This window comes from Mycobacterium sp. E1747 (genome assembly GCF_001667775.1).
In the GTDB taxonomy this organism is placed as follows: domain Bacteria; phylum Actinomycetota; class Actinomycetes; order Mycobacteriales; family Mycobacteriaceae; genus Mycobacterium.
Genome location: NZ_LZJI01000098.1, coordinates 14,526 through 35,925, shown reverse-complemented (window position 1 = coordinate 35,925; position 21,400 = coordinate 14,526). Strand labels below are relative to the sequence as shown.

General features: G+C 70.9%; 18 protein-coding genes. 13 read left to right on the top strand and 5 right to left on the bottom strand.

Annotation, left to right across the window (positions count from 1 at the left end; all coding sequences use genetic code 11):
• The first annotated feature begins 20 nt into the window (after positions 1-20).
• Both A5695_RS10220 and A5695_RS10215 read left to right on the top strand, forming a co-directional pair.
• Positions 21-1,214: a M20 family metallopeptidase gene (locus A5695_RS10220; protein ID WP_068080567.1), complete on the top strand. Its 1,194-nt coding sequence runs from the start codon at positions 21-23 to the stop codon at positions 1,212-1,214.
• Entirely contained in the window at positions 1,211-2,389 is a 1,179-nt protein-coding gene (locus A5695_RS10215) for an amidohydrolase (protein WP_068080564.1), read from the top strand. The genes A5695_RS10220 and A5695_RS10215 overlap by 4 nt, the downstream gene beginning before the upstream one ends.
• Here the strand turns inward: A5695_RS10215 and A5695_RS10210 are convergent.
• Both A5695_RS10210 and A5695_RS10205 read right to left on the bottom strand, forming a co-directional pair.
• Positions 2,386-3,204, bottom strand: coding sequence for an alpha/beta hydrolase (locus tag A5695_RS10210; RefSeq protein WP_068080589.1), 819 nt, complete (start codon positions 3,202-3,204; stop codon positions 2,386-2,388). The genes A5695_RS10215 and A5695_RS10210 overlap by 4 nt on opposite strands.
• Positions 3,205-3,293: 89 nt before the next feature.
• Positions 3,294-3,773: a gamma-glutamylcyclotransferase gene (locus A5695_RS10205; RefSeq protein ID WP_067757370.1), complete on the bottom strand. Its 480-nt coding sequence runs from the start codon at positions 3,771-3,773 to the stop codon at positions 3,294-3,296.
• Positions 3,774-3,866: 93 nt separating this feature from the next.
• Here A5695_RS10205 and A5695_RS10200 point away from each other — a divergent pair, with 93 nt between their 5' ends.
• From A5695_RS10200 to A5695_RS10160, 9 genes are all read left to right on the top strand, one after another.
• Positions 3,867-5,282: an NAD(P)H-quinone dehydrogenase gene (locus tag A5695_RS10200; protein ID WP_068080561.1), complete on the top strand. Its 1,416-nt coding sequence runs from the start codon at positions 3,867-3,869 to the stop codon at positions 5,280-5,282.
• Positions 5,283-5,347: 65 nt separating this feature from the next.
• Positions 5,348-7,090 (top strand): glycerol-3-phosphate dehydrogenase/oxidase, encoded by a 1,743-nt coding sequence (locus A5695_RS10195; protein WP_369830175.1) that lies wholly within the window; start codon positions 5,348-5,350, stop codon positions 7,088-7,090.
• Positions 7,091-7,097: 7 nt separating this feature from the next.
• Positions 7,098-7,946, top strand: a complete 849-nt coding sequence (locus A5695_RS10190) for a pseudouridine synthase (protein WP_068080587.1) — start codon at positions 7,098-7,100, stop codon at positions 7,944-7,946.
• Between the two features lie 81 nt (positions 7,947-8,027).
• The gene (locus A5695_RS10185) at positions 8,028-8,696 is read left to right on the top strand and encodes a diguanylate cyclase/phosphodiesterase (RefSeq protein ID WP_231974780.1); all 669 of its coding nucleotides are present in this window, start codon (positions 8,028-8,030) and stop codon (positions 8,694-8,696) included.
• The gene (locus tag A5695_RS10180) at positions 8,647-10,167 is read left to right on the top strand and encodes an HNH endonuclease signature motif containing protein (protein WP_068080555.1); all 1,521 of its coding nucleotides are present in this window, start codon (positions 8,647-8,649) and stop codon (positions 10,165-10,167) included. Before A5695_RS10185 ends, A5695_RS10180 begins: the two co-directional genes overlap by 50 nt.
• A 114-nt stretch (positions 10,168-10,281) precedes the next feature.
• Positions 10,282-10,596, top strand: coding sequence for a hypothetical protein (locus A5695_RS10175; protein ID WP_068080554.1), 315 nt, complete (start codon positions 10,282-10,284; stop codon positions 10,594-10,596).
• Between the two features lie 104 nt (positions 10,597-10,700).
• Positions 10,701-11,006, top strand: coding sequence for a hypothetical protein (locus A5695_RS10170; RefSeq protein WP_369830173.1), 306 nt, complete (start codon positions 10,701-10,703; stop codon positions 11,004-11,006).
• A 210-nt stretch (positions 11,007-11,216) separates the two neighbouring features.
• Positions 11,217-12,359, top strand: a complete 1,143-nt coding sequence (locus A5695_RS10165; protein WP_068080552.1) for a PPE family protein — start codon at positions 11,217-11,219, stop codon at positions 12,357-12,359.
• Between the two features lie 104 nt (positions 12,360-12,463).
• Entirely contained in the window at positions 12,464-13,615 is a 1,152-nt protein-coding gene (locus A5695_RS10160) for a PPE family protein (RefSeq protein ID WP_068080585.1), read from the top strand.
• Here the strand turns inward: A5695_RS10160 and A5695_RS10155 are convergent.
• A complete protein-coding gene (locus tag A5695_RS10155; RefSeq protein ID WP_068080550.1) occupies positions 13,604-15,952 on the bottom strand; it encodes a heavy metal translocating P-type ATPase in 2,349 nt (782 codons plus the stop codon). The two genes, A5695_RS10160 and A5695_RS10155, sit on opposite strands and share 12 nt — an antisense overlap.
• A 99-nt stretch (positions 15,953-16,051) precedes the next feature.
• On the opposite strand from A5695_RS10155, the gene A5695_RS10150 reads away from it, so the two are divergent.
• Together A5695_RS10150 and A5695_RS10145 are read left to right on the top strand one after the other, a co-directional pair.
• A complete protein-coding gene (locus A5695_RS10150) occupies positions 16,052-16,465 on the top strand; it encodes a cyclic nucleotide-binding/CBS domain-containing protein (protein WP_369830172.1) in 414 nt (137 codons plus the stop codon).
• Positions 16,462-17,994, top strand: coding sequence for an FMN-binding glutamate synthase family protein (locus A5695_RS10145; RefSeq protein ID WP_068080548.1), 1,533 nt, complete (start codon positions 16,462-16,464; stop codon positions 17,992-17,994). Before A5695_RS10150 ends, A5695_RS10145 begins: the two co-directional genes overlap by 4 nt.
• Here the strand turns inward: A5695_RS10145 and A5695_RS10140 are convergent.
• Both A5695_RS10140 and A5695_RS10135 read right to left on the bottom strand, forming a co-directional pair.
• Complete coding sequence (locus A5695_RS10140) at positions 17,969-20,656, bottom strand: HAD-IC family P-type ATPase (RefSeq protein WP_068080546.1); 2,688 nt, start codon at positions 20,654-20,656, stop codon at positions 17,969-17,971. The genes A5695_RS10145 and A5695_RS10140 overlap by 26 nt on opposite strands.
• Before the next feature lie 35 nt (positions 20,657-20,691).
• Positions 20,692-21,309, bottom strand: coding sequence for a DUF5994 family protein (locus tag A5695_RS10135; protein ID WP_068080544.1), 618 nt, complete (start codon positions 21,307-21,309; stop codon positions 20,692-20,694).
• Positions 21,310-21,400: the final 91 nt, after the last annotated feature.

The window sequence follows — 21,400 nt, the reverse complement described above, 5'->3', positions numbered from 1 at the left end:
GCGGGTGGGATACTGCGAGGATGCCCACCACCGCATCGGACCACCCCTCAGACAGGGTCGAGGATGTCGTGCGGCGACGTGGCTCCGACCTCGTTGAGCTATCCCACGCCATCCACGCCGAGCCCGAGCTGGCGTTCGCCGAGCATCGCAGCTGCGCCAAGACCCAGGCGCTGGTCGCCGAGCGCGGTTTCGAGCTCACCGCGCCGGCCGGCGGCCTGGACACGGCCTTTCGCGCCGACTTCGGCAGCGGGCCGCTGACCATCGGGGTGTGCGCCGAGTACGACGCGCTGCCCGAGATCGGCCACGCCTGCGGCCACAACATCATCGCCGCCTCGGCGGTTGGCGCCGCGCTGGCGCTGGCCGAGGTGGCCGACGACCTGGGCCTGCGGGTGGCGCTGATCGGTACCCCGGCCGAGGAGGCGGGCGGCGGCAAGGAGCTGCTGCTGCGGGCAGGGGTGTTCGACGACGTGGCGGCGGCGGTGATGGTGCACCCGGGCCCCGCCGACATCGCCGCGGCCCGCTCACTGGCGCTGTCGGAGGCGATCGTGCACTATCGCGGCAAGGAATCCCACGCCGCCGTCGCGCCGCATCAGGGCATCAACGCCGCCGACGCCGTGACCGTCGCGCAGGTGGCCGTCGGGTTGTTGCGGCAGCAGCTGGCCCCGGGTCAAATGGTGCACGGGATCGTCACCGACGGCGGGCAGGCGGTCAACGTCATCCCCGGACATGCGACGCTGCAGTATGCGATGCGGGCGGTCGAGTCGGATTCGCTGAGACAGCTGGAGGGCAGGATGTACGCGTGCTTCGCCGCGGGCGCGCTGGCCACCGGCTGCGAGTACGAAATCGACAACCCCGCGCCGGCATACGACGAACTGCATCCCGACGAATGGCTAGCCGACGTCTTCCGCGAGGAGATGCGCCGGCTCGGCCGCGAGCCGGTGGCCCGCGAGTTCGAGGCGGCGCTGCCCATGGGCAGTACGGACATGGGCAACGTCACCCAGGTGCTGCCGGGCATCCATCCGGTGGTCGGGGTCGACGCGGGCGGCGCGACCGTGCACCAGCGTGAGTTCGCCGCTGCGGCCGGTGGACCCAGCGCCGACCGGGCGGTCGTCGAGGGCGCGATCATGCTGGCCCGCACGGTCGTTCAGCTGGCGCAGACAGCGGCTCAACGCGACCGGGTGATGGCCGCGCAAGAACGGCGGGCGCACGCATGAGCCTGGCCGACGCCGCCACGTCCTGGCTGGCCGCGCACCACGACGACCTCGTCGAGTGGCGCAGGCACATCCACCGCTACCCCGAGCTGGGCCGCCAGGAGTACGCCACCACCCAGTTCGTCGCCGAGCGGCTGGCCGACGCCGGGCTGAACCCCAAGGTGCTCCCCGGCGGCACCGGACTGGTCTGCGACCTTGGCCCCGAGCACGAGCCCAGGATCGCGCTGCGGGCCGACATGGACGCGCTGCCCATGGCCGAACGGACCGGGGCGCCCTACACCTCGACCATGCCGAACGTCGCCCACGCCTGCGGGCACGACGCCCACACCGCCATCCTGCTCGGCACCGCGCTGACCCTGGCCTCGGTGCCCCAGCTGCCCGTCGGGGTGCGCCTGATCTTCCAGGCCGCCGAGGAGCTGATGCCCGGCGGCGCGATCGACGCCATCGCCGCAGGCGCCATCACCGGGGTGTCGCGCATCTTCGCCCTGCACTGCGACCCGCGGCTGGAGGTCGGCAAGATCGCGGTCCGGCACGGCCCGATCACCTCGGCGGCCGACCAGATCGAGATCACGCTGCACTCGCCGGGCGGGCACACGTCGCGCCCGCACCTAACCGCCGACCTGGTGTACGGGCTGGGCACGCTGATCACCGGTCTGCCCGGCGTGCTGTCCCGCCGCATCGACCCGCGCAACGCGACAGTGCTGGTGTGGGGCGCGGTCAATGCCGGGGTGGCCGCCAACGCCATCCCGCAGTCCGGGGTGCTGGGCGGCACCGTGCGCACCGCGAGCCGGCAGACCTGGGTGGGGCTCGAGGACATCATCCGCGAAACGGTGTCGGCGCTGTTGGCCCCGCTGGGCATCGACCACACGCTGCAGTACCGGCGCGGCGTGCCGCCTGTGGTCAACGAGGACGTCTCCACCCGCATCCTCACCCACGCGATCGAGGCCATCGGCCCCGACACGCTGGCCGACACCCGCCAGTCCGGCGGCGGCGAGGACTTCTCCTGGTACCTCGAGGAGATTCCCGGCGCGATGGCGCGCCTGGGCGTCTGGCCGGGCCAGGGGCCGCAGCTGGACCTGCACCAGCCGACGTTCGACCTCGACGAGCGGGCCCTGGCGATCGGCCTGCGGGTGATGGTCAACATCGTCGAGCAGTCGGCCGCGTTCTCGCTGCCCTAGCGGGTGGCCCGCACGACGTGCTCGGCGATGCGGGCGTAGCTGCGCAGCGTGACGTCGGCCGCGTCGCTCATGATGTTGTAGCCGTGGTCGACGCCGGCCACCTCGTAGCACTCGGCCAACGCCCCGACGGCGTCGAGCTTTTCGGCGTAGCGGCGGGCCTCGTCGCGAAGTCGATCGTGCTCGGCCGTCACGACCAGCGCCGGCGCGATGCCGGCGATCCCGTCGGCGTTGCCGCCCCAGGCGGGCGAGGCCAGCCGATCGCGCCGCCGCCCGGGGTCGGGCACGTAGGCGGTGTCGAAGACCTCGCCCATCCACGGTTTCAGGACGGCGCGGCCGCCCACGCTGGACGGCTTGTCGCGGGCGGGCGTCACGAGGTCGAGCGGCGCGTAGTGCAGCACCTGCAACGCGATGCGGGGGCCGCCGTTCTCCAGCGCCAGCCGCGCCGCCGCGGCACTGAGGTTGCCGCCCGCGCTCTGGCCCCCGACGCACAGCCGCCCGCCGTCCCAGTCGCGATCGGCGGCCGCCGCCCAGCAGACGACGTCGTAGACCTGGTGCGGCGCCGCGGGGAAGCGGTGCCGCGGCGCCAGCACATAGTCGGGATTGATCACCGCCACGCCGGCGTTGGCGGCCAGGTACCGGCACCAGGGATCGTCCTGGTCTGGGTGCCCGATCACGAAGCCCCCGCCGTGCACGTTGACGTAGACCGGCGGGCTCGTCGTGCCGACCGGCGGATGGTAGACGGTTGCCGGCACCGGACCGTGCCGGGCGGGGATGGTGACGTGCGAGGTCTCGCCGCCGATTTCGGGGAAGCGCACGGCCGCCTTGGGGGCCGGGTTGACGACGGCGGCGAACGTGCGGGCCAGTGCGTCGGCGACGACTGGCGTGGAAAGAATCGACACGGGCCTTAGGAGCCCGTTCCCGGACCGATGTTGTGGGCCGGCCTGGTTCGCAGGTTGTGCACGTAATCGCTTGGTGCTCCGGCGATTTCGGCAGCATCGGCCATCACGCCCAGGTATCGCGCCGAGGGCAGGCCGCCCTCCCAGGCGTCGAGCACGTACAGCCACGCCAGCACGGGGTCGGTGCTGGTGTCCGACGAGATGCGCTCCACCCGGCAGCGGATCTTCTTGTGCACGCCGAACTCCGAGCCCTCCCACCGGTCGAGGTTGTTCTCGTCGGCCGGGGTCATGTCGTACAGGACGACGAACACCTTGGAGGTCGGGTCTTCGACCACCGTGGCCAGCGCGCCTTCCCAGCCGATGTCCTCGCCCCCGAACGTCAGGCGCCAGCCGTGTAGCCAGCCGGTTCCGGCCATCGGCGAATGGGGTGCCCGCTTGAGCATCTGCTCAGGATCCATGTTCGACCCGTAGGCGGCGTAGAGCGGCACGGGGAAATCTTAGACGTCCCACAGTCGGCTGGTCTTCTCCCGCGGACGTCGCCGCGCTGCGGCCTCCCGCGTTCCCCCGCTAGGTTGGGGGCTGTGGCGACCCGCATCGTGATCCTCGGTGGCGGCCCTGCCGGTTACGAAGCCGCGCTGGTGGCCGCCACCTCCCACCCCGACACCACGCACGTCACCGTGATCGACTCCGACGGCATCGGCGGCGCGGCCGTGCTGGACGACTGCGTGCCCTCCAAGACGTTCATCGCCTCGACCTGGCTGCGCACCGAGCTGCGCCGGGCGCCGCGGCTGGGATTCGACATCGACATCGATGACGCCAAGATCTCGCTGCCGCGGATCCACGCCCGGGTCAAGCGACTCGCCACCGAGCAGTCGGCCGACATCACCGAACAGCTGCTCGGCATGGGCGTGCAGGTGGTGGCCGGTCACGGCGAGCTGATCGACCCCACGCCCGGGCTGGCCTGCCACCGCATCAAGGCGACCGCCCACGACGGCACCACCCGGGAGTTCGAGGCCGACGTCGTGTTGATCGCGACCGGCGCCAGCCCCCGGGTCCTGCCGTCGGCCCAGCCCGACGGCGAGCGCATCCTGACCTGGCGGCAGCTCTACAACCTGGAGACGTTGCCCGAACACCTGATCGTGGTCGGGTCGGGCGTCACCGGCGCCGAGTTCGTGCACGCCTACACCGAGCTGGGCGTTCCGGTGACGGTGGTCGCCAGCCGGGACCGGGTGCTGCCCTACGAGGACGCCGACGCCGCGGCGGTGCTGGAGGAGGCGTTCTCCGAACGCGGTGTCGAGCTGGTCAAGAACGCCCGCGCCCAGTCGGTCACCCGCACGGGAGACGGCGTGCTGGTCACCCTGGCCGACGGGCGCACCGTCGAGGGCAGCCACGCACTGATGACGATCGGATCGGTGCCCAACACCGGCGGCCTCGGCCTGGACCGGGTGGGCATCGAGCTGGGCCGAGGGGGTTACCTGACCGTGGACCGGGTGTCGCGGACCTCGGTGGCCGGCATCTACGCCGCGGGCGACTGCACCGGCCTGCTGCCGCTGGCGTCGGTGGCCGCCATGCAGGGCCGGATCGCGATGTACCACGCGCTGGGCGAGGGCGTCAGCCCGATCCGGTTGCGCACGGTCGCGGCGACGGTTTTCACCAGGCCCGAGATCGCGGCCGTCGGCGTGCCGCAGACGATGATCGACGACGGGTCGGTGTCGGCCCGCACGATCATGCTGCCGCTGCGCACCAACGCCCGGGCCAAGATGTCCGGTCTGCGGCAGGGTTTCGTGAAGATGTTCTGCCGCAAGTCCACCGGCGTGGTGATCGGCGGCGTGGTGGTGGCCCCGATCGCCTCCGAGCTGATCCTGCCGATCGCGGTGGCCGTCCAGAACCGCATCACCGTCAACGAGCTGGCCCAGACGCTGGCCGTTTACCCGTCGCTGTCCGGATCGATCACCGAGGCCGCTCGTCGCCTGATGGCCCACGACGATCTGGACTAGCCTGGGTTCGACACCGTCCTACTGGCGAGTAACCGGGTGAGGAGTCCTCTGCCGTGACCGATCCGATGCACGCGCCCACCGAGTTGGGCTCGCCGGCATCCGTGCTGGGACCGCAGCACCGCGAGGTGGCCTGGGAGCGGCTCGGCACCGAGCAGTTCGACGTCGTCGTCATCGGCGGCGGCGTGGTGGGCTCCGGTTGCGCGTTGGACGCCGCCACCCGGGGGCTGAAGGTGGCGTTGGTGGAGGCGCGCGATTTCGCGTCGGGCACCTCCAGCCGCTCGTCGAAGATGTTCCACGGCGGGTTGCGCTATCTCGAGCAGCTGGAGTTCGGGTTGGTGCGCGAGGCGCTGTATGAGCGCGAGCTGTCGCTGACCACCTTGGCGCCGCACCTGGTCAAGCCGATGCCGTTTTTGTTTCCGCTGACAAACCGCGTGTGGGAGCGCCCCTACGTCGCCGCGGGCATCTTCCTCTACGACCGGATGGGCGGCGCGAAATCCGTTCCCGCGCAAAAGCATTTGACTCGGGCCGGTGCTTTGCGGTTGAGCCCTGGCCTCAAACGCAGCGCCTTGATCGGCGGCATCCGCTACTACGACACCGTCGTCGACGACGCTCGGCACACCATGACCGTCGCGCGCACGGCCGCCCACTACGGCGCGGTGGTGCGCTCCTCCACGCAGGTGGTCGCGTTGCTGCGCGAGGGCGACCGGGTGACCGGCGTGCGGGTCCGCGACTCCGAGGACGGCGCGGTCACCGAAGTCCGCGGCCACGTCGTCGTCAACGCGACCGGGGTGTGGACCGACGAGATCCAGGCATTGTCCAAGCAGCGCGGGCGGTTTCAGGTGCGCGCGTCCAAGGGCGTGCACGTGGTGGTGCCGCGCGACCGCATCGTCAGCGACGTCGCGATCATCCTGCGCACCGAGAAATCGGTGATGTTCGTCATCCCCTGGGGCAGCCACTGGATCATCGGCACCACCGACACCGACTGGAACCTGGACCTGGCTCACCCCGCGGCCACCAAGGCCGACATCGACTACATCCTCACAACCGTCAACACCGTGCTGGCCATCCCGCTGACCCACGCCGACATCGACGGCGTGTACGCCGGGCTGCGGCCACTGCTCGCGGGCGAGAGCGAGGAGACCTCCAAGCTGTCGCGCGAGCACGCCGTGGCGGTGCCCGCCCCGGGCCTGGTGGCCATCGCCGGCGGCAAGTACACCACCTACCGGGTGATGGCCGCCGACGCGATCGACGCCGCGGCGCAATTCGTCCCGGCCCGGGTGGCGCCGTCCATCACCGAGAAGGTCAGCCTGCTGGGCGCCGACGGCTACTTCGCCCTGGTGAATCAGGCGGAACACGTTGCGGCGCTTCAGGATTTGCATCCCTACCGAGTGCGGCATCTGCTGGATCGCTACGGCTCGCTGATCGGCGACGTGCTCGGCGTGGCGGCCGGCAACGCCGACCTGCTCAGCCCGATCAAGGAGGCGCCGGGCTACCTCAAGGTGGAGGCCCGCTACGCCGTCACCGCCGAGGGCGCGCTGCACCTGGAGGACATCCTGGCGCGCCGGATGCGGATCTCCATCGAGTACTCGCACCGCGGCGTCGACTGCGCCCGCGAGGTCGCCGACGTGGTCGCGCCGGTCCTCGGCTGGACGACGCAGGACATCGAGCGCGAGGTGGCAAACTACTGCGCGCGGGTGGAGGCCGAGATCCTCTCGCAGGCCCAACCCGACGACGTGTCGGCCGACGAGTTGCGGGCCAGCGCGCCCGAGGCCCGCGCCGAGATCCTCGAGCCGGTGCCGTTGAATTGAGCGCGTGGTGAGGCCGGCACCGCTTCCGGTTCGCGACGGGCTCGGCCCGGCGCGGGTGCGGCTGCGCGGCGGGCCCGTCTTCGCCGAGTTGACCGCCCGGTTCGGCGCGGGGGCGGTGAGTGGACCGGTTGTCGACGCCGACGGGATGATGGTCGACGACGCGACTCTCCTGCCCGCCGGGTCGCACGTGTTTCTGTACCGGGAGCTGCCAGACGAGGTTCCGGTGCCCTGCGACATCCCGGTGCTGCATCGAGACGACGACATCGTCGTCGTCGACAAGCCGCACTTCCTGGCCACCATGCCCCGCGGCCGGCACGTGGCGCAGACGGCGCTGGTGCGGCTGCGCCGGGAGTTGGGGCTGCCGGAGCTGAGCCCAGCCCACCGCCTCGATCGGCTGACCGCGGGGGTGCTGGTGTTCACCGCCCGCCGCGAGGTGCGCGGCGCATACCAGACGCTGTTCGCCCGGGGTTTGGTGCACAAGACCTATCTGGCGCGCGCCGCCGTCGACCCCGCTTTGGTGTTGCCGCGCGTGGTGCGCAGCCGAATCGTCAAGCGCCGCGGGGTACTGCAGGCCACCTGTGAAGCCGGGCCGCCCAACGCCGAGACGCTGGTGGAACTCGTTTCCCCGGACGGGCTCTACCGGCTGACCCCACGCACCGGCCGCACCCATCAACTGCGCGTGCACATGGCCTCACTGGGGGTGCCGATCGACGGTGATCCGTTGTACCCCAACATCGTCGACGTGGCGGCCGACGATTTCAGCACGCCGCTCAGGTTGCTGGCGCGGCGCATCGCGTTCGACGATCCGCTGACCGGCGCGCGCCGCGAGTTCGTCAGCCGGCGACCCCGACCGTAGTTTCGGCGCTGTCGCGCGGGGTACAGGGCGCATGTGCGACACCAAGGGACAAAACGGACGACGATCGGGCTGCGTCGGCGGATGCGCGTTCCGGATCAGGCCAACGACTCCGAAACAGCGCTGCTGCGTTATTTGATGTACGGTCTGCTGCCCGCTTGGTTCATCCCCGCCCTGTTGGATTGGAATCAGCACCGCCGCAGCCGGATTGAGATAACGGCAGGAACGCGTGAGTCGTTGATCCACCTGTTGATGATGGCCGAAGTCGGCGTACCGATCACCCTTGTCTTGCTTTGTGAGATCAACCCTCTGGTGCTGAGCACCATACTGGCGTCGATTGCCGCCCACGAGGCCACCGCGCTGTGGGATGTGAGCACTGCCGAGCACAGTGGGCGCCGGGTGACCACGTGGGAGCAGCACGTGCACAGCTTCTTGGAGTCCATGCCCATCATGGCTGCCTCGGCCCTCGGTTGCCTGCACTGGCGGGAGATGCGCGAGCTGATGCGCGGCGCGCGCTCGCGGGATGCATGGCGGCTGCGGTGGAAGCAGAATTCCCTGCCGGGCGGCTACCTCGCCGCTGTCGGGGCGGGTGTCGTCGCCGCAATTGTCGTCCCGTACGGCGAGGAGCTCTACCGCTGTGTCACCAAGGCAGACCGGACCTTGGGCCGAGATTCTGTCGGCCGCGGGTGGCATACTCGAATGTATGTTCGATTCCCGGGTGCCGTCGGCGGAGGTGATCGCCGCGATGGATGAGCACTTTGAGCGGCGGTATCCGTCGAAGACCGGCGAGTCGGCGGGGTTGCTGGATCGGGTGTCGCGTTTGGCGCGGGTGGAGAATCGGGCGGCGGCTGGGCAGTTGGCGGCGATTGGGGCGTTGTTTGCGTATCGGTTGTCGCGGTGTGGGGAGTGTGACGAGTGGGCGGTGGATACCGAGGCGGCGGTGGCCGCCGAGGTGGCCGCGGAGTTGGGGATCGGTCAGGGGCTGGCGGCCAGCCGGGTCCGCTATGCCCGCGCGCTGCGTGAGCGGCTGCCTCAGGTGGCCGGGGTGTTCGCGGCCGGGGACATCGATTTTCGGATGGTGCAGACGCTGGTGTATCGCACCGATCTGATCACCGATGTCGAGGTGATGGCGGCGGTGGATGCGCAGCTGGCCGCGACGGTGGCGCGCTGGCCCTCGATGACCCCGGCCCGGCTGGCCGCCCGGGTGGACAAGGTGGTGGCCCGCGCTGATGCTGATGCGGTGCGCCGGCGCCAGCAGCGCGCGGCGGGGCGCGAGGTGTGGATCGGTGATATGGGGGAGGGCCTGGCCCGCCTCGAAGGGGTGCTGTGTAGCCCGGATGCGCACGCCCTGGATGCGCGGCTGGATGCGTTGGCGGCCACGGTGTGTGCCCACGATCCGCGCAGCCGCGAGCAGCGCCGCGCCGATGCGCTGGGGGCACTAGCCGGCGGGGCTGAGCGGCTGGGCTGTCGCTGCGGGCGCTCCGATTGCGCCGCGGCCGCCCGGCCGGCGGCCGGCCCGGTGGTGATTCACGTGATCGCCGAGCGGGCCGCCCTCGAGGGCACGGGCGCCGCTTCCGCTTCCGAGCTCAGGGCTGACGGGCTGATCCCGCCGGAGTTGATTCGCGAGTTGGCGGTCGCGGCCAAACTTGTGCCGCTGGTCCATCCCGGCGACGCGCCGCCCGAACCCGGGTACGTGCCCTCGGCGGCGTTGGCCGATTTCGTGCGGTGCCGGGATCTGACGTGTCGCTGGCCAGGCTGTGATTGCCCGGCGGTGGCCTGCGACATCGACCACACCATCCCGCACAGCCAAGGTGGGCCCACTCACGCGTCGAACCTGAAATGTTATTGCCGCACCCATCATTTGGTGAAAACGTTTTGGGGCTGGACCGAACAGCAGCTGCCCGATGGCACCCTGATCCTGACCTCCCCGGCCGGGCGCACCTACGTCACCACCCCGGGCAGCGCGCTGCTGTTCCCCAGCCTGTGCGCGGCCACCGGGGCCATCGGGGCCGCCGAAGCCGACCCCCCGCCGCCCGACGACTACTGCGGCCAGCGGACCGCGATGATGCCCAAACGGCGCCGCACCCGCACCCAGGACCGCGCCACCCGCATCGCCGTCGAACGCCGACACAACCGCGACACCCGGATGGCCCGACGAGCCGAAAGGGTGAGCTACAGCGGACCGGCCCCACCCGACAGCGAGGACGATCCGCCACCATTCTGAACCGACCCGGGACTCTTCCTGGGATCGGTAGCGATCCGGTCATTGTTCGCTGCGTCAAGCAGCGCGAGCGGATACTGATCCTCAGCATCCAGCGTCGAGGAAAGGCGCGAGGCTATGTCGAACAATTCCAAGTTCAGGAAGGTGATTGCCGGGGCGCTACTGTCCGGCGGCATGGCGCTGGCTGGTCTGGGGCTGGGCTCGGGCGCGGCCCAGGCGGACAACTTCACCGTCCCGCACGACTGGTGCCCGGGCCAACCGTTGCCGATGCCCGATGTCCGGTGGCACATGGGCGTCTGCCACCACTGGTACTGGGTCCCCGTCGGCGGCATGGGCAACGTCGGCCAATTCGTCTGGGAGGGTGACGCGCCCCGCCGGCCGCTCGGGCCACCGCCCTGTTACGGCGCCCCCATCTGCTTGCCCGGCCTGTAGGCGTGAGCCGCTCGCAATCGGGTGGCCCGCGGTGATGGGCATCATGCTGGAATTCGCCGCCGACGACGGATCGCCCCGGCGCAGGCTACATCTCGGGCGACACGGTGCTCGTCGCGGAACTCAAGGAGATCCCGGCGCGGTTCGACCCCATCGACGTGGGCGTGCTGTACCTGGGCGGGACCCGTCTGCCGGCCGGGCCGCGGCTTCCGTTCGGGCTGACCGTAACCATGGACGGCCGCCAAGGCGCGGAACTGGTGGCCATGCTGACCCTGCCGAAGGCCATCCGGGTGCACTTCGACGACTACGCCGCCTTCGCCTCCCCGCTCGCCGACTTCACCGGGGAAATGCAGCGCCGCAATATGGCCGATCGAATCATCGAGGTCGCGCGCGGCGCGTCGGTGACCGTCTGAGAAGTCGCCGGCTGGCCGGATAAAAGGCCACGTCGGCCGACACTTTGGCTACCCTAATGTCACGGGTATATCGTTCGTCACGGCCGGAACTCGACGGGGAAGGATTGGGGCGGCACCCTGGTGGGTGAATGCGTAATGTTTCCGGTCTCTTTGCCACCTAGTAAACGAAATTTTCCGGCCGCGTACTCGGCATAGACAATGTGAGATGTGATGGACCTATTCGCGCCACCTGAGGTCACCTCGACGCTGATTCACTCCGGTCCTGGAGCGGGTTCGCTGGTCGAGGCTGCCGGCGCGTGGCAGAGTCTGGCCGTCGAGCTGGAGAACTCGGTCTCCGTGTATGCGTCGGTGCTGTCGTCGCTGATCGAGTCATGGGACGGGTCGTCCTCCATGGCGATGCTGCAGGCCGTGCAGCCCTACCTCATCTGGCTGCGCACCACCGCGCAGCAGGCCCACCAAATGGCCACCTCGGCGGAGTCGGCCGCCGCGGCGTTCACCGCCGTGCGCGCGTCGGTCGTCCCCCCCACAGTGGTGGCAGCCAACCGGACACGGCTCGCGCGACTGCTGGCCACCAACCGATTCGGCCAGAACACCGCGGCGATCGCCGAGACGCAAGACGAATACCAGACCATGTGGGCGAACAACTCGGCGGCGATGAGCCGCTACCAGGCCACATCGTCACAAGCGACCACGTCGCTGTCCCAATTCAATTCGCCGCTGGCCATTGCGGACCCGTCGGGGACGGCCCAGCAACAAGCTGCGGTGTCGAATGCCTCCCTGCTCAGCTCGGCATCGAGCACCGGGAACATCATCGACTCGCTCGGGGTCACCCCCTTCGACCCCAACGCCGGGTGGTTCAGCTACGCGAGCACCTGGGGCAACCAGTTCATCTCGTCCGGTTTTCCCATCAACCTGCTCAGCTACCTGGCGCAGAACACCTCGGCGCAGGCGCTGCAGGGCGTGGGCAGCGACATCGGGCTGGGGCTCTCGGAGGGCGAGGGGGCGCTGGCGTCGTCGATCACCAGGCTGGCGGGCGCCGTCTCGGCCGCGCCGGGGGGCGCCGCCGCGGGTGCGATGGGCGTCGGGGTCTCGCTGGGCAAGCTCACCGCCCCGCCCGCGGTGGTGGGCCTGTTGCCGGCGACGCAAACCCCGGTGCAACTCGCCTCGTCGGTGTCGCCGCTGCCCGCCGAACCCGGGCTCGCCGGGATGCCGCTGATGCCGATGATGCCCGTGCCTCCGGGCAGCTCGGCGGGCAGCGGCTGGCGCAAGCGCAAGCAGCAGAAGTTCGAAGACCTTGACTACGGGGCGGAACTCCCGAAGAAGGTGATACACCGACCGCCCAGCGGGGGATGAGGAACGACGATGGTTCCTCACCACTCCGGAAGCAGAATTTCGCCGCCGGATAGGTCGACGGCGCGACTCGTCGCCAGCCCGGCTCACTCATTGGGCGAGACGTGATCGATTTTGGGCTGCTGCCGCCCGAGATCACCTCGGCGCTGATCCACTCGGGACCCGGCGCCTGGTCGATGATCGAAGCAGCCGGCGTGTGGCAAGAACTCGGCGCCGAATTGGAGGCGACGGCCAACAGCTACAGCGCGGAGCTGGCGTCGCTGGCCGGGACGTGGCAAGGGCCGTCGGCGACGGCGATGGCCCAGGCGTTCGAGCCGTACCTGGCATGGTTGCGCACCACCGCGGCGCAATGTCAGGAAATAGCCGCCTCGGTCGAAACCGTCACGGCGGCATTCGAGTTGACCCACTGGACGGTGGTGCATCCCTCGGTCGTCGCGGCCAACCGCGCACGGTTGGCGATGCTGCTGGCCACCAACTTCTTCGGCATCAACGCCCCGGCCATCGCGGAAACGGAAGCCGAGTACAACGCGATGTGGGTGAACAACTCGGCGGCGATGTACCGCTACGGCGCGACCTCGCTGAACGCGGTGAAGCTGTCCCAGTTCTCGTCACCGCCGTCCGTCGCCAACGCCTCTGGCGTCTCCACCCAGGCCGCCGTGCTGCCCGCCGCCACGGGCAGCGCCCAGACCACCGCCAACCTGCTGGCCGCCTCCAATACCGGCACGATCATCGACCAGCTTGGCGTCACCCCGTTCGACCCTAACCAGGGCTGGTTCGGCTATTTCAGCACCTGGGGCAACCAGTTCATCGCCGGCGGCTTCCCCGTCAACCTGCTCAGCTACGTCGCGCAGATCAGTGCGGCCCAGGCGCTGCAGGGCGTCGGCTCCGACATCGGTCAGGGCCTCGCGGAGGGGTCGGCCGCGTTGAGCGCGGCGGAGGTGAACCTGGCGAACGCGCTCAACTCCGGTGGGTTGGGGCTGGCGCCCCGCGGTGCGATGGGCGTGTCGGTGCTGGTGGGCAAGCTGAGCATGCCGCCCGCCACGGTGGGCATGCTGCCCGGCGCGCAGGCGCCGGTGCAGCTCGCCGCCGCGGTGTCCCCGCTTCCGCCGGGGGGAGCCCAGCCGTCCGGCCTCCCGATGGTCCCGGTGCGGCCGCCGCTGGGCGGCAAGGGCGGGGGTGCCGGGCGCGACTACGACGACATCGAAATCGGCGCGGAGCTGCCGGGTACGGTGATGAAGCGGCCGCCGTCAGCGGGCTAGCTTGTGCGCCAAAGACTTTGGTTCCGCGGGTTCGTCGTCGGCCAGGGTGAAATAGCTTTCCTCCTCCTGCAGGAAATGCAGGCGTAGCAGGGCGTGCAGGCCGTAGAGGCACGCGAGCAGGTCGTCGACCTGATCGGCCCCGATCGCCCCGCTGCTTCGGGCCAAGGCCAGGTGGGCGCCGATCCGGTCGGCGAGGCGCTGGATCTCCGCGTGGGTTCGGCTCATCGGGGCGGTCGCCTCGCTGGTACCCAGCGGGTGGACCAGCGCCGGATAGAGCTGCGTCTCCTCGGCGCGCTCGTGCGGGATGATCCGCTCGACCAGCACGGCGTAGGCCTGGCCGATCGCCTCCAGGGCCGACTGGTCGGCCGCGGTGGCCAACCGGTCGGCGGCGCCGCGCAACAGGTCCACGGCGTCGCGCAGCTCGTCGTGTTCGGCGTCGAAGCGCCGCAACAGCTGTTCGGTCGGCGCGGGAAGGTCGACCTCGATGTCGGGATTGCCGCGCAGGGCGCGCAGCGCGTTGAGGATCACGGCGACGTCGATGCCCTCCTGCACCAGCGCCCCGACGGCGGGCGGCAGCCACCCGACGGCGGCGACGCCCATCGCGGCCAGCGACAAGACCATGCCGACGACGGCGCTCTGCACGGCGATGCGCCGCGACCAGCGGGCGATGTCCATCGCGTCGGCGAGCCGCTCCAGCCGGTCGGTGGTCAACACGATGCCGGCGGCCTCCGAGGACGCCGTGGCGCCGCGGGCGCCCATCGCCACGCCGACGGTCGCCGCGGCCAGCGCGGGCGCGTCGTTGACGCCGTCGCCGACCATGATGGTCACCGCGCGGTCGCACTCTGCGCGCACGGCGGCAACCTTGTCGGCCGGGGTCTGCTCCGCGTACACCTCGTCCAAACCCAACACGGCGGCGACCTCGCGGGCGGGCTCGGCGCGGTCCCCGGTCAGCATGACCAATCGGGTCAGCCCGGCCTCGCGGAGCCGGCGCAGGGTCCGCGGCGCGTGGCGGCGCAGCGGATCGCGCAGCAGCACGGCACCGACGGGCTGGTCACCGACGCAGACCCACGCGATCGAGGCCCCGTCCAGCAGGGCGCGATTCACCACCGCGCGGGCCCATTCCGCGTGCGCGGTGCCGTGCATGAGCTTGCCGACGTGGATCCGCTGGCCGTCCAGGGTGGCGGTGACACCACGGCCGGGTTCCTCCACCACCTCGCTGGGCAGCGACAGCTCCAGACCGCGGGCGCGCGCCGCGGTGACGATCGCCTCGGCCAGCACGTGCGGGGACAGCTGATCCACCGAGGCCGCGACCCGCAGGATCTCGGCCGCGTCACGGCCGGGCGCGGCGGCGGCGTCGATGACGGCGGGGCTTCCCATCGTCAGGGTTCCGGTCTTGTCCATCACCAAAGTGGTTGCGTGTCCGAGGTTTTCCAGGGCGCCGCCACTGCGGATCACCACGCCGCGCCGCGACGCCCGCGACAGCCCGGACACGATGGCGACGGGCGCGGCCAGCAACAGCGGGCACGGCGTCGCGACCACCAGCACCGCGACCGCCCGCACCGGCGACCCGCTGCCCAGCCAGGCCGTCCCGGCCACCAACAGGGTCAGCGGCAGGAACCACGCCGCGTACCGGTCGGCCAGCCGTACCACCGGCGCGTTCTGGGCCCCGGCCTCCGCGGCCAGGCGAACGATCTGCGCGTAGGTGCTGTCGGTGGCCGTGGCCGTGGCCCGCATCTCGAAGGCGCTGCCCGCGTTGACCACCCCGCTGCGCACCGGCTCGCCGTCGCCCCGCTCCACCTGCAACGGCTCGCCGGTCAGGACCGATTCGTCCAGCACCGCCACCGCACCGGCGATCCGTCCGTCGACGGGCACCACCTCGCCCGGCCCGACCACCAGCAGGTCGTCGATCGCCACATCGGCGAGCGCGATGACGTCGACCGCCGACCCCGCCCGGCGCCGGGCGAACCTCGGGGCGTGTGCGAGCAGCGCCCGCAGGTCGTGGGACGCGCGGCGCTCGGCAGCGGCCTCCAGTGCCCGCCCGCCGGCCAGCATCACCGCGATCAGCGCACCGGCGAGGTACTCGCCGACCAGCAGCGTGCCGATCAAGGACAACACCGCGATTAGATCGACCCCGAACCGGCCCCGGCGCAGCGCGGCGAGCACCCACACCACCGCGGGGATCACCGCCACCACCGTGCCCGCGATCCAGCAGCCGTCGGCGACCCGTGCCGCCCCGGCCAGCCAGGCGATCCCCCCGGCCGCCAGCGCCACGACGGTCGCCACGGCCAGTACCGGCTCTAGCCAGCGACCCAGCCGCTCGCGTGTCCCAGCGCCCATGCGTGCCAGCCTGATCCCGGGGCCCGGCGACGGCTAGGGCCGGATGGACGCGGATTGAGGACTCAGGTCACTAGAAAGGGCCGCCACCGGCTGACGAGCATGGTGGACGTGACTGAGATTTCCCCGGCGGGGTCCCTCCCGATCGCCACCATCACCGGCGACCCCGTGGCACGCGTCCCCGTCAACGCCACGATCGCCGACGTCGCCAGGGCCATGGTGACCTGCGACGTGGGCGCGATCGTGATCGGCGACGACCCGCGGCCGGCCGCGTTGGTGAGCGAGCGCGACCTCGTGCGGGCGGTGGCGGCCGGGCGCAACCCCGTCACCACTCCGGCCTCCGAGGTGGCCAGCACGAAACTGGTGTGGTGCGATGCCGAGGCCTCGGTGGACCAGGTCGCCGCCCGGATGATGGACCGCTACATCCGCCACGTGCTGGTGGAGAGCGACGGCGCGCCCGTCGGCATCGTCTCGGCCCGCGACCTGCTGGGCGTCTACACGAATTTCGATTCTTGAGGCCGCGCGCGGTCGCCGCGGTCCTCGGCGGTGGCCTGGCCGGGCTGACGGGGTGGGACTTGCTGCAGCGCCGGCACACCATTCTGCGGAACTTCCCGGTCATCGGGCACCTGCGGTTCCTGCTGGAGGCGGTCGGCCCCGAGTTGCGCCAATACATCGTCACCGACAACGACGCGGAGCGCCCGTTCAGCCGCGACCAGCGGCGCTGGGTGTACACGTCCTCGAAGCTGGCCAACCGGTACTTCGGCTTCGGCACCGATAACGACCTGGAACGGGTGCACAACTACCCCATCATCAAGCACGCGGCGTTCCCGGTCGCGGCGCCGGCGGGCGCGCCCGAACATCCGGACCCGGCCGTTCCGTTGCCGGCGGCGAAGGTGCTCGGCGGCGCGCGGGGTCGCGCCAGGGCCTTTCGCCCGGAGTCGGTAGTCAACATCTCCGGGATGAGCTTCGGCGCGCTCGGCGGAGCGGCCATCACCGCCCTGAACAAGGGTGCGGGGCTGGCCGGCGCCCTGCACACCACCGGAGAGGGCGGGGTGTCGCCGTATCACCGCAACGGCGGCGACCTGATCTGGCAGGTCGGCACCGGCTACTTCGGCTGCCGCGACGACGACGGCCGCTTCAGCCTGCCCCGGTTGGTCGACCGCGTGGCGGCCACGCCGGCGATCCGCGCCATCGAGATCAAGCTCAGCCAGGGCGCCAAGCCCGGTCTTGGCGGTGTGCTGCCCGGCGCCAAGGTCACCCCCGAGATCGCCGCCATCCGCGGGGTGCCGGCCGGCGTGGACTGCAAGAGCCCCGCCGGCCACTCCGCCTTCAACGACGTGGACGGGCTGCTGGAGCTGGTGGAGACCATCGCCGCCGCGACCGGGCTGCCGGTGGGCATCAAGTCGGCGGTGGGGGAAGCTCGGTTCTGGTGTGAGCTGGCCGCGCGCATGGCCCGCACCGGTACGGGCATCGACTTCGTGACCGTCGACGGCGGCGAGGGCGGAACCGGCGCCGCCCCACTGGTCTTCAGCGACCACGTCGCCCTGCCCTTCAAGTGGGCGCTCCCTCGGGTCTACCGCGCCTTCGCCGAACACGGGTTGCACCACGACGTGGTGTTCGTCGGGTCAGGAAAGCTGGGCATCCCGGAGAACGCGCTGTTGGCGCTGGCCGCCGGATGCGACATGGTCAACGTCGGGCGGACCGCGATGTTCGCGATCGGCTGCATCCAGGCCCAGCGCTGCCACACCGGCCGCTGCCCCTCGGGCGTCGCCACCCAGTCGCCCTGGCTGCAGCACGGCCTCGACCCGGAGCTGAAGTCGGTGCGCTGCGCCAACTACCTCGCCACCCTGCGCTTCGAGCTGCTCCAGCTGGCCCGCACCTGCGGGCACGTCCACCCGGCGCTGGTGCCGCTGGAGTCCATCGAGCTGCTCGACATCGACATGAAGACGGTGCAGGTCAACGAATTGCTGGGCTATCAGCCCGACTGGGGGCTGCCCGGCCCGGCCGATATCGAGGCGATCACGACCCTGATGCCCGCAGGATAACCTTGCGGATTTCGCTCACCCACAGGACCGAGCTGGCCATGCCGATGCAGACCAGCCATTGGCTGACGGACAACGGTGTGGTGGTGAAGGCGGTGTTGAGGGCGGGCAGCTGAACGACGGCCACCTGCAGCAGCGCCGACAACCCGATCGCCGCCCACAACCACCTGTTGGCGAAGAAGCCCCGGAAGGCCGTCCGAGTCTCCGAGCGGGCGTTAATGGTGTTGATCAGCTGGGCGATCACCAGCACGGTGAAGCCCGCGGTGCGGGCGGTGTCCACGGAGGACGGCAGCGGACCGTCGGGCGCGTACAGGTGCATCGTGAACAGCGTGGCGGCGGCGACGGCCGCGCCGATCACGACGATGTTGTTCCACATCCGCGCGTCGATGACCCGGTCCGAAACCGAGCGGGGCGGCCGGCACATCAGCTCCTCGGTCTGCGGATCCACGCCCAGCGCCAGGGCCGGCGCGCCGTCGGTCAGCAGGTTGATCCACAGGATCTGGGTGGCCAGCAGCGGCAGCGCGATGGTGTGGTCCTGCGCCAGGCCGACCGACCCGGCCAGCACGACGCCGAAGAAGACGGTGAAGATCTCACCCATGTTGGAGGAGAGCAGGTAGCGCAGGGTCTTCCTGATGTTCGAGAAGATGCCCCGGCCCTCCCGAATGGCCGAAACGATCGTCGCGAAGTTGTCGTCGGCGAGGATCATGTTCGCCGCCTCCCTGGCGACGTCGGTGCCGCTGCGGCCCATGGCGATGCCGATGTCGGCCGATTTCAGCGCGGGCGCGTCGTTGATCCCCTCCCCGGTGACGGCGACGATCTCGTGGTCGGCCTGCAGGGCGTCGATGATGCGCTGTTTCTCCGCAGGGTCGACTTGGGTGAACTGCGAGTGCACGCGCACCGTTTCCCGCAGTTGCTCGTCGTCCAGGGCGGCCAATTGGGCGCCGGACACGACCGACTCGGTGTCCTCGATGCCAAGCTTGCGGGCGACGCGCGCGGCCACCCGAGGATGGTCGCCGGTGATCATCACGACCCTGACCCCCGCCCGGCGCGCCTCGGCGATCGCCGCCGCCGCCTCCGGTCGCGGCGGATCGGTGATGCCCACCATGCCCAGGTACACCAGGTTCCCGTCCGACTGGTAGGCGACGGCGACGGCGTGCAGGGCGTCCAGCGCGAGCCGCTCGGCCTCACCCCGGATCGTGGCCCTGGCCGCCCCGTCGAGCGGGGCGAGCCGCCGGCCGGCCTGCAGGTACGTGCAGCGGTCGACTAGCTCGCCGGGGTTGCCCGTCGTCACCCGCGCCGGGGCGCGCCGCGACCCGTCGTCGAGCTTGCGGTGCGCCACCAGGAAGGCCGCGTCGACGGGATCGCCTTGGACCGTCCACCGGCCGACCTCCTCGCGCAGGGTGGCCGTGCCGGCGGCGGCGCCCGCATCGAGCACCAGCGCGGCCTGGCGCCACAGGTCGTCACCCTCGTCCAGGGCCACACCGTCGAGCTCCAGGTGACCCTCGGGCCGATATCCGGCTCCGGTGACCTTGACCTCGCCCAGGGGCGTGACGACCCGCACGATGGTCAGCTCCCCGGTCGTCAGCGTGCCCGTCTTGCCCGAGCACACCACCGACGCCGAGCCCAGGGTTTCGGCGGAAGACAGCTCCTTGACGACGGCGTTGCGGCCGGCCATCCGCCGCATCCCGAGCGCGAGCACGACCGACATGATGGCGGGCAGGCCTTCGGGAACGGCAGCCACGGCCAGTGAGACGCCCAGCAGCACCGCCTTCGTGACGTCGTCGGCGCCGTGGATGCCGAAGACCAGGAAAATGGTCGCGATCACCACGACGGCGATCACCAGCACGGCGATCCCGAGCAGCCGGCTGGCCCGCGCCACTTCGCGCTGCAGCGGCGTCGCCTCGTGGTCCGCGGTCCGCACCAGGCCGGCGATCTGACCGGTCTGGGTCGCCATCCCCGTCGCGGTCACCACCGCCCGCCCTGCGCCCTTGGCGATCGCGGTGCCCTTGAACACCATGTCGGCCCTGTCGTCCCGATCCGCCGACTCGGGCAAAATCTGGGCGGCTTTGGGCACGGGTTCGCTCAGGCCGGTCAGCGCGGCCTCCGACACCTGCAGGTCCTCGGCCCACAGCAGCCTCGCGTCCGCCGCCACGGCGTCGCCCTCGGCGAGCAGCAGCACGTCGCCGGGCACCAGCTCGGTCGCGGGGACGGTGCGCCGCGCCCCGTTCCGGACGACCGTCGCCGAGGTCGCCGCCATCCGCGCCAGCGCGCCGACCGCGCGCTCCGCGCGGGCCTCCTGCGCATAACCCAGCAGCGCGTTCAGGACGAGGATGACCGCGATCACCGCAGCGTCGACGGGCCAGCCGCCGGCCCCCTCGACTGCCCAGACCGCGAGCGAGGCGACCAGCGCGGCGAGCAGCAGGTAGATCAGCGGGCTGCGAAACTGCGCCAGCAGCTTTCGCCACGCCGGCACCGGCGCGACGCTCTCGATGTCGTTGGCGCCCAACACGGCGAGCCGGCGGGCGGCCTCCGCGTCCGTCAAGCCGAATTCGGCGTCGCTGCACAGCTTTTCGATGACGGCCGGGCCGTCGAGCAAGGCGGGTTCGGTCGGTGCGCCGGAGGCCGAAGCCGTGCCCCCCAGCCAGTCCCGCGGCTGGGTGCCCATCGGGTCGCTACGTCGCGATGCAGCCGGCGTTCGGCTTACGCCGTCAACGACGGTCGCCGATGATCGTGCGGGCGCGATTCCAGCATGCGGTTACGCACGATGTGTTCGACCAGGATCGGCACGAAGGTCTGCACCGGCGCATCGACGAACTGACACGCGGCCTCCTCGCTCCAGCGTTTGATCTGGGCGGTCCGGGCCGCGTCGTCCAGGCCTTCGTGACGGGCCAGCTTGTCGGCGACGTCGGCCACCGACCGCGCCACCGTCGATCGATTCACCGGGGCGGCCCCGGCGTCGGCGGGTTTCCCCGCACGCTCGAGCGCTTGCCGGGCCGCGTCCTCGGCGGTGTCCGGCCGGATCACCTGCAGCGTGACGTGGCGGCCGTTCTCCGCGATCAGGATGACACTGGTCGGCTCGTCGCTGGTAAAGCCGAGCAGTTCGACGGTGTGCCCCGCGATCTCGATCAAGGCCGGCGTCTCGTCCCAGCCGTTGCGGCGATAGCCGACCATCACGACCCGCCCCATCCGTTCGGACAGCGCCGTCAGCAACTTCGGCAGCTCCTCGACCAAGTTTGTCGACTGCGGCCACCAGGCACCGTCGATGTGTTCCGATACCGACCGATAAGGCTTGAGCCGCAACCGATTGTCGCGCTCCATGTCAACCACCTGCTCGCCTACTTTTCGAGTTAGCCGTCGTACCGCAAACGGTACGGCCGGCGTGACCGGCCCGCGACCCGGAGAAGTGACC

Coding starts and splice junctions, on each gene's coding strand:
- A5695_RS10135 (WP_068080544.1), bottom strand. CDS start 21,309: ATGGAGCGCGACAATCGGTTGCGGCTCAAGCCTTATCGGTCGGTATCG.
- A5695_RS10140 (WP_068080546.1), bottom strand. CDS start 20,656: ATGGGCACCCAGCCGCGGGACTGGCTGGGGGGCACGGCTTCGGCCTCC.
- A5695_RS10220 (WP_068080567.1), top strand. CDS start 21: ATGCCCACCACCGCATCGGACCACCCCTCAGACAGGGTCGAGGATGTC.
- A5695_RS10195 (WP_369830175.1), top strand. CDS start 5,348: ATGCACGCGCCCACCGAGTTGGGCTCGCCGGCATCCGTGCTGGGACCG.
- A5695_RS10180 (WP_068080555.1), top strand. CDS start 8,647: ATGTTCGATTCCCGGGTGCCGTCGGCGGAGGTGATCGCCGCGATGGAT.
- A5695_RS10185 (WP_231974780.1), top strand. CDS start 8,028: ATGCGCGTTCCGGATCAGGCCAACGACTCCGAAACAGCGCTGCTGCGT.
- A5695_RS10175 (WP_068080554.1), top strand. CDS start 10,282: ATGTCGAACAATTCCAAGTTCAGGAAGGTGATTGCCGGGGCGCTACTG.
- A5695_RS10215 (WP_068080564.1), top strand. CDS start 1,211: ATGAGCCTGGCCGACGCCGCCACGTCCTGGCTGGCCGCGCACCACGAC.
- A5695_RS10165 (WP_068080552.1), top strand. CDS start 11,217: ATGGACCTATTCGCGCCACCTGAGGTCACCTCGACGCTGATTCACTCC.
- A5695_RS10150 (WP_369830172.1), top strand. CDS start 16,052: ATGGTGGACGTGACTGAGATTTCCCCGGCGGGGTCCCTCCCGATCGCC.
- A5695_RS10155 (WP_068080550.1), bottom strand. CDS start 15,952: ATGGGCGCTGGGACACGCGAGCGGCTGGGTCGCTGGCTAGAGCCGGTA.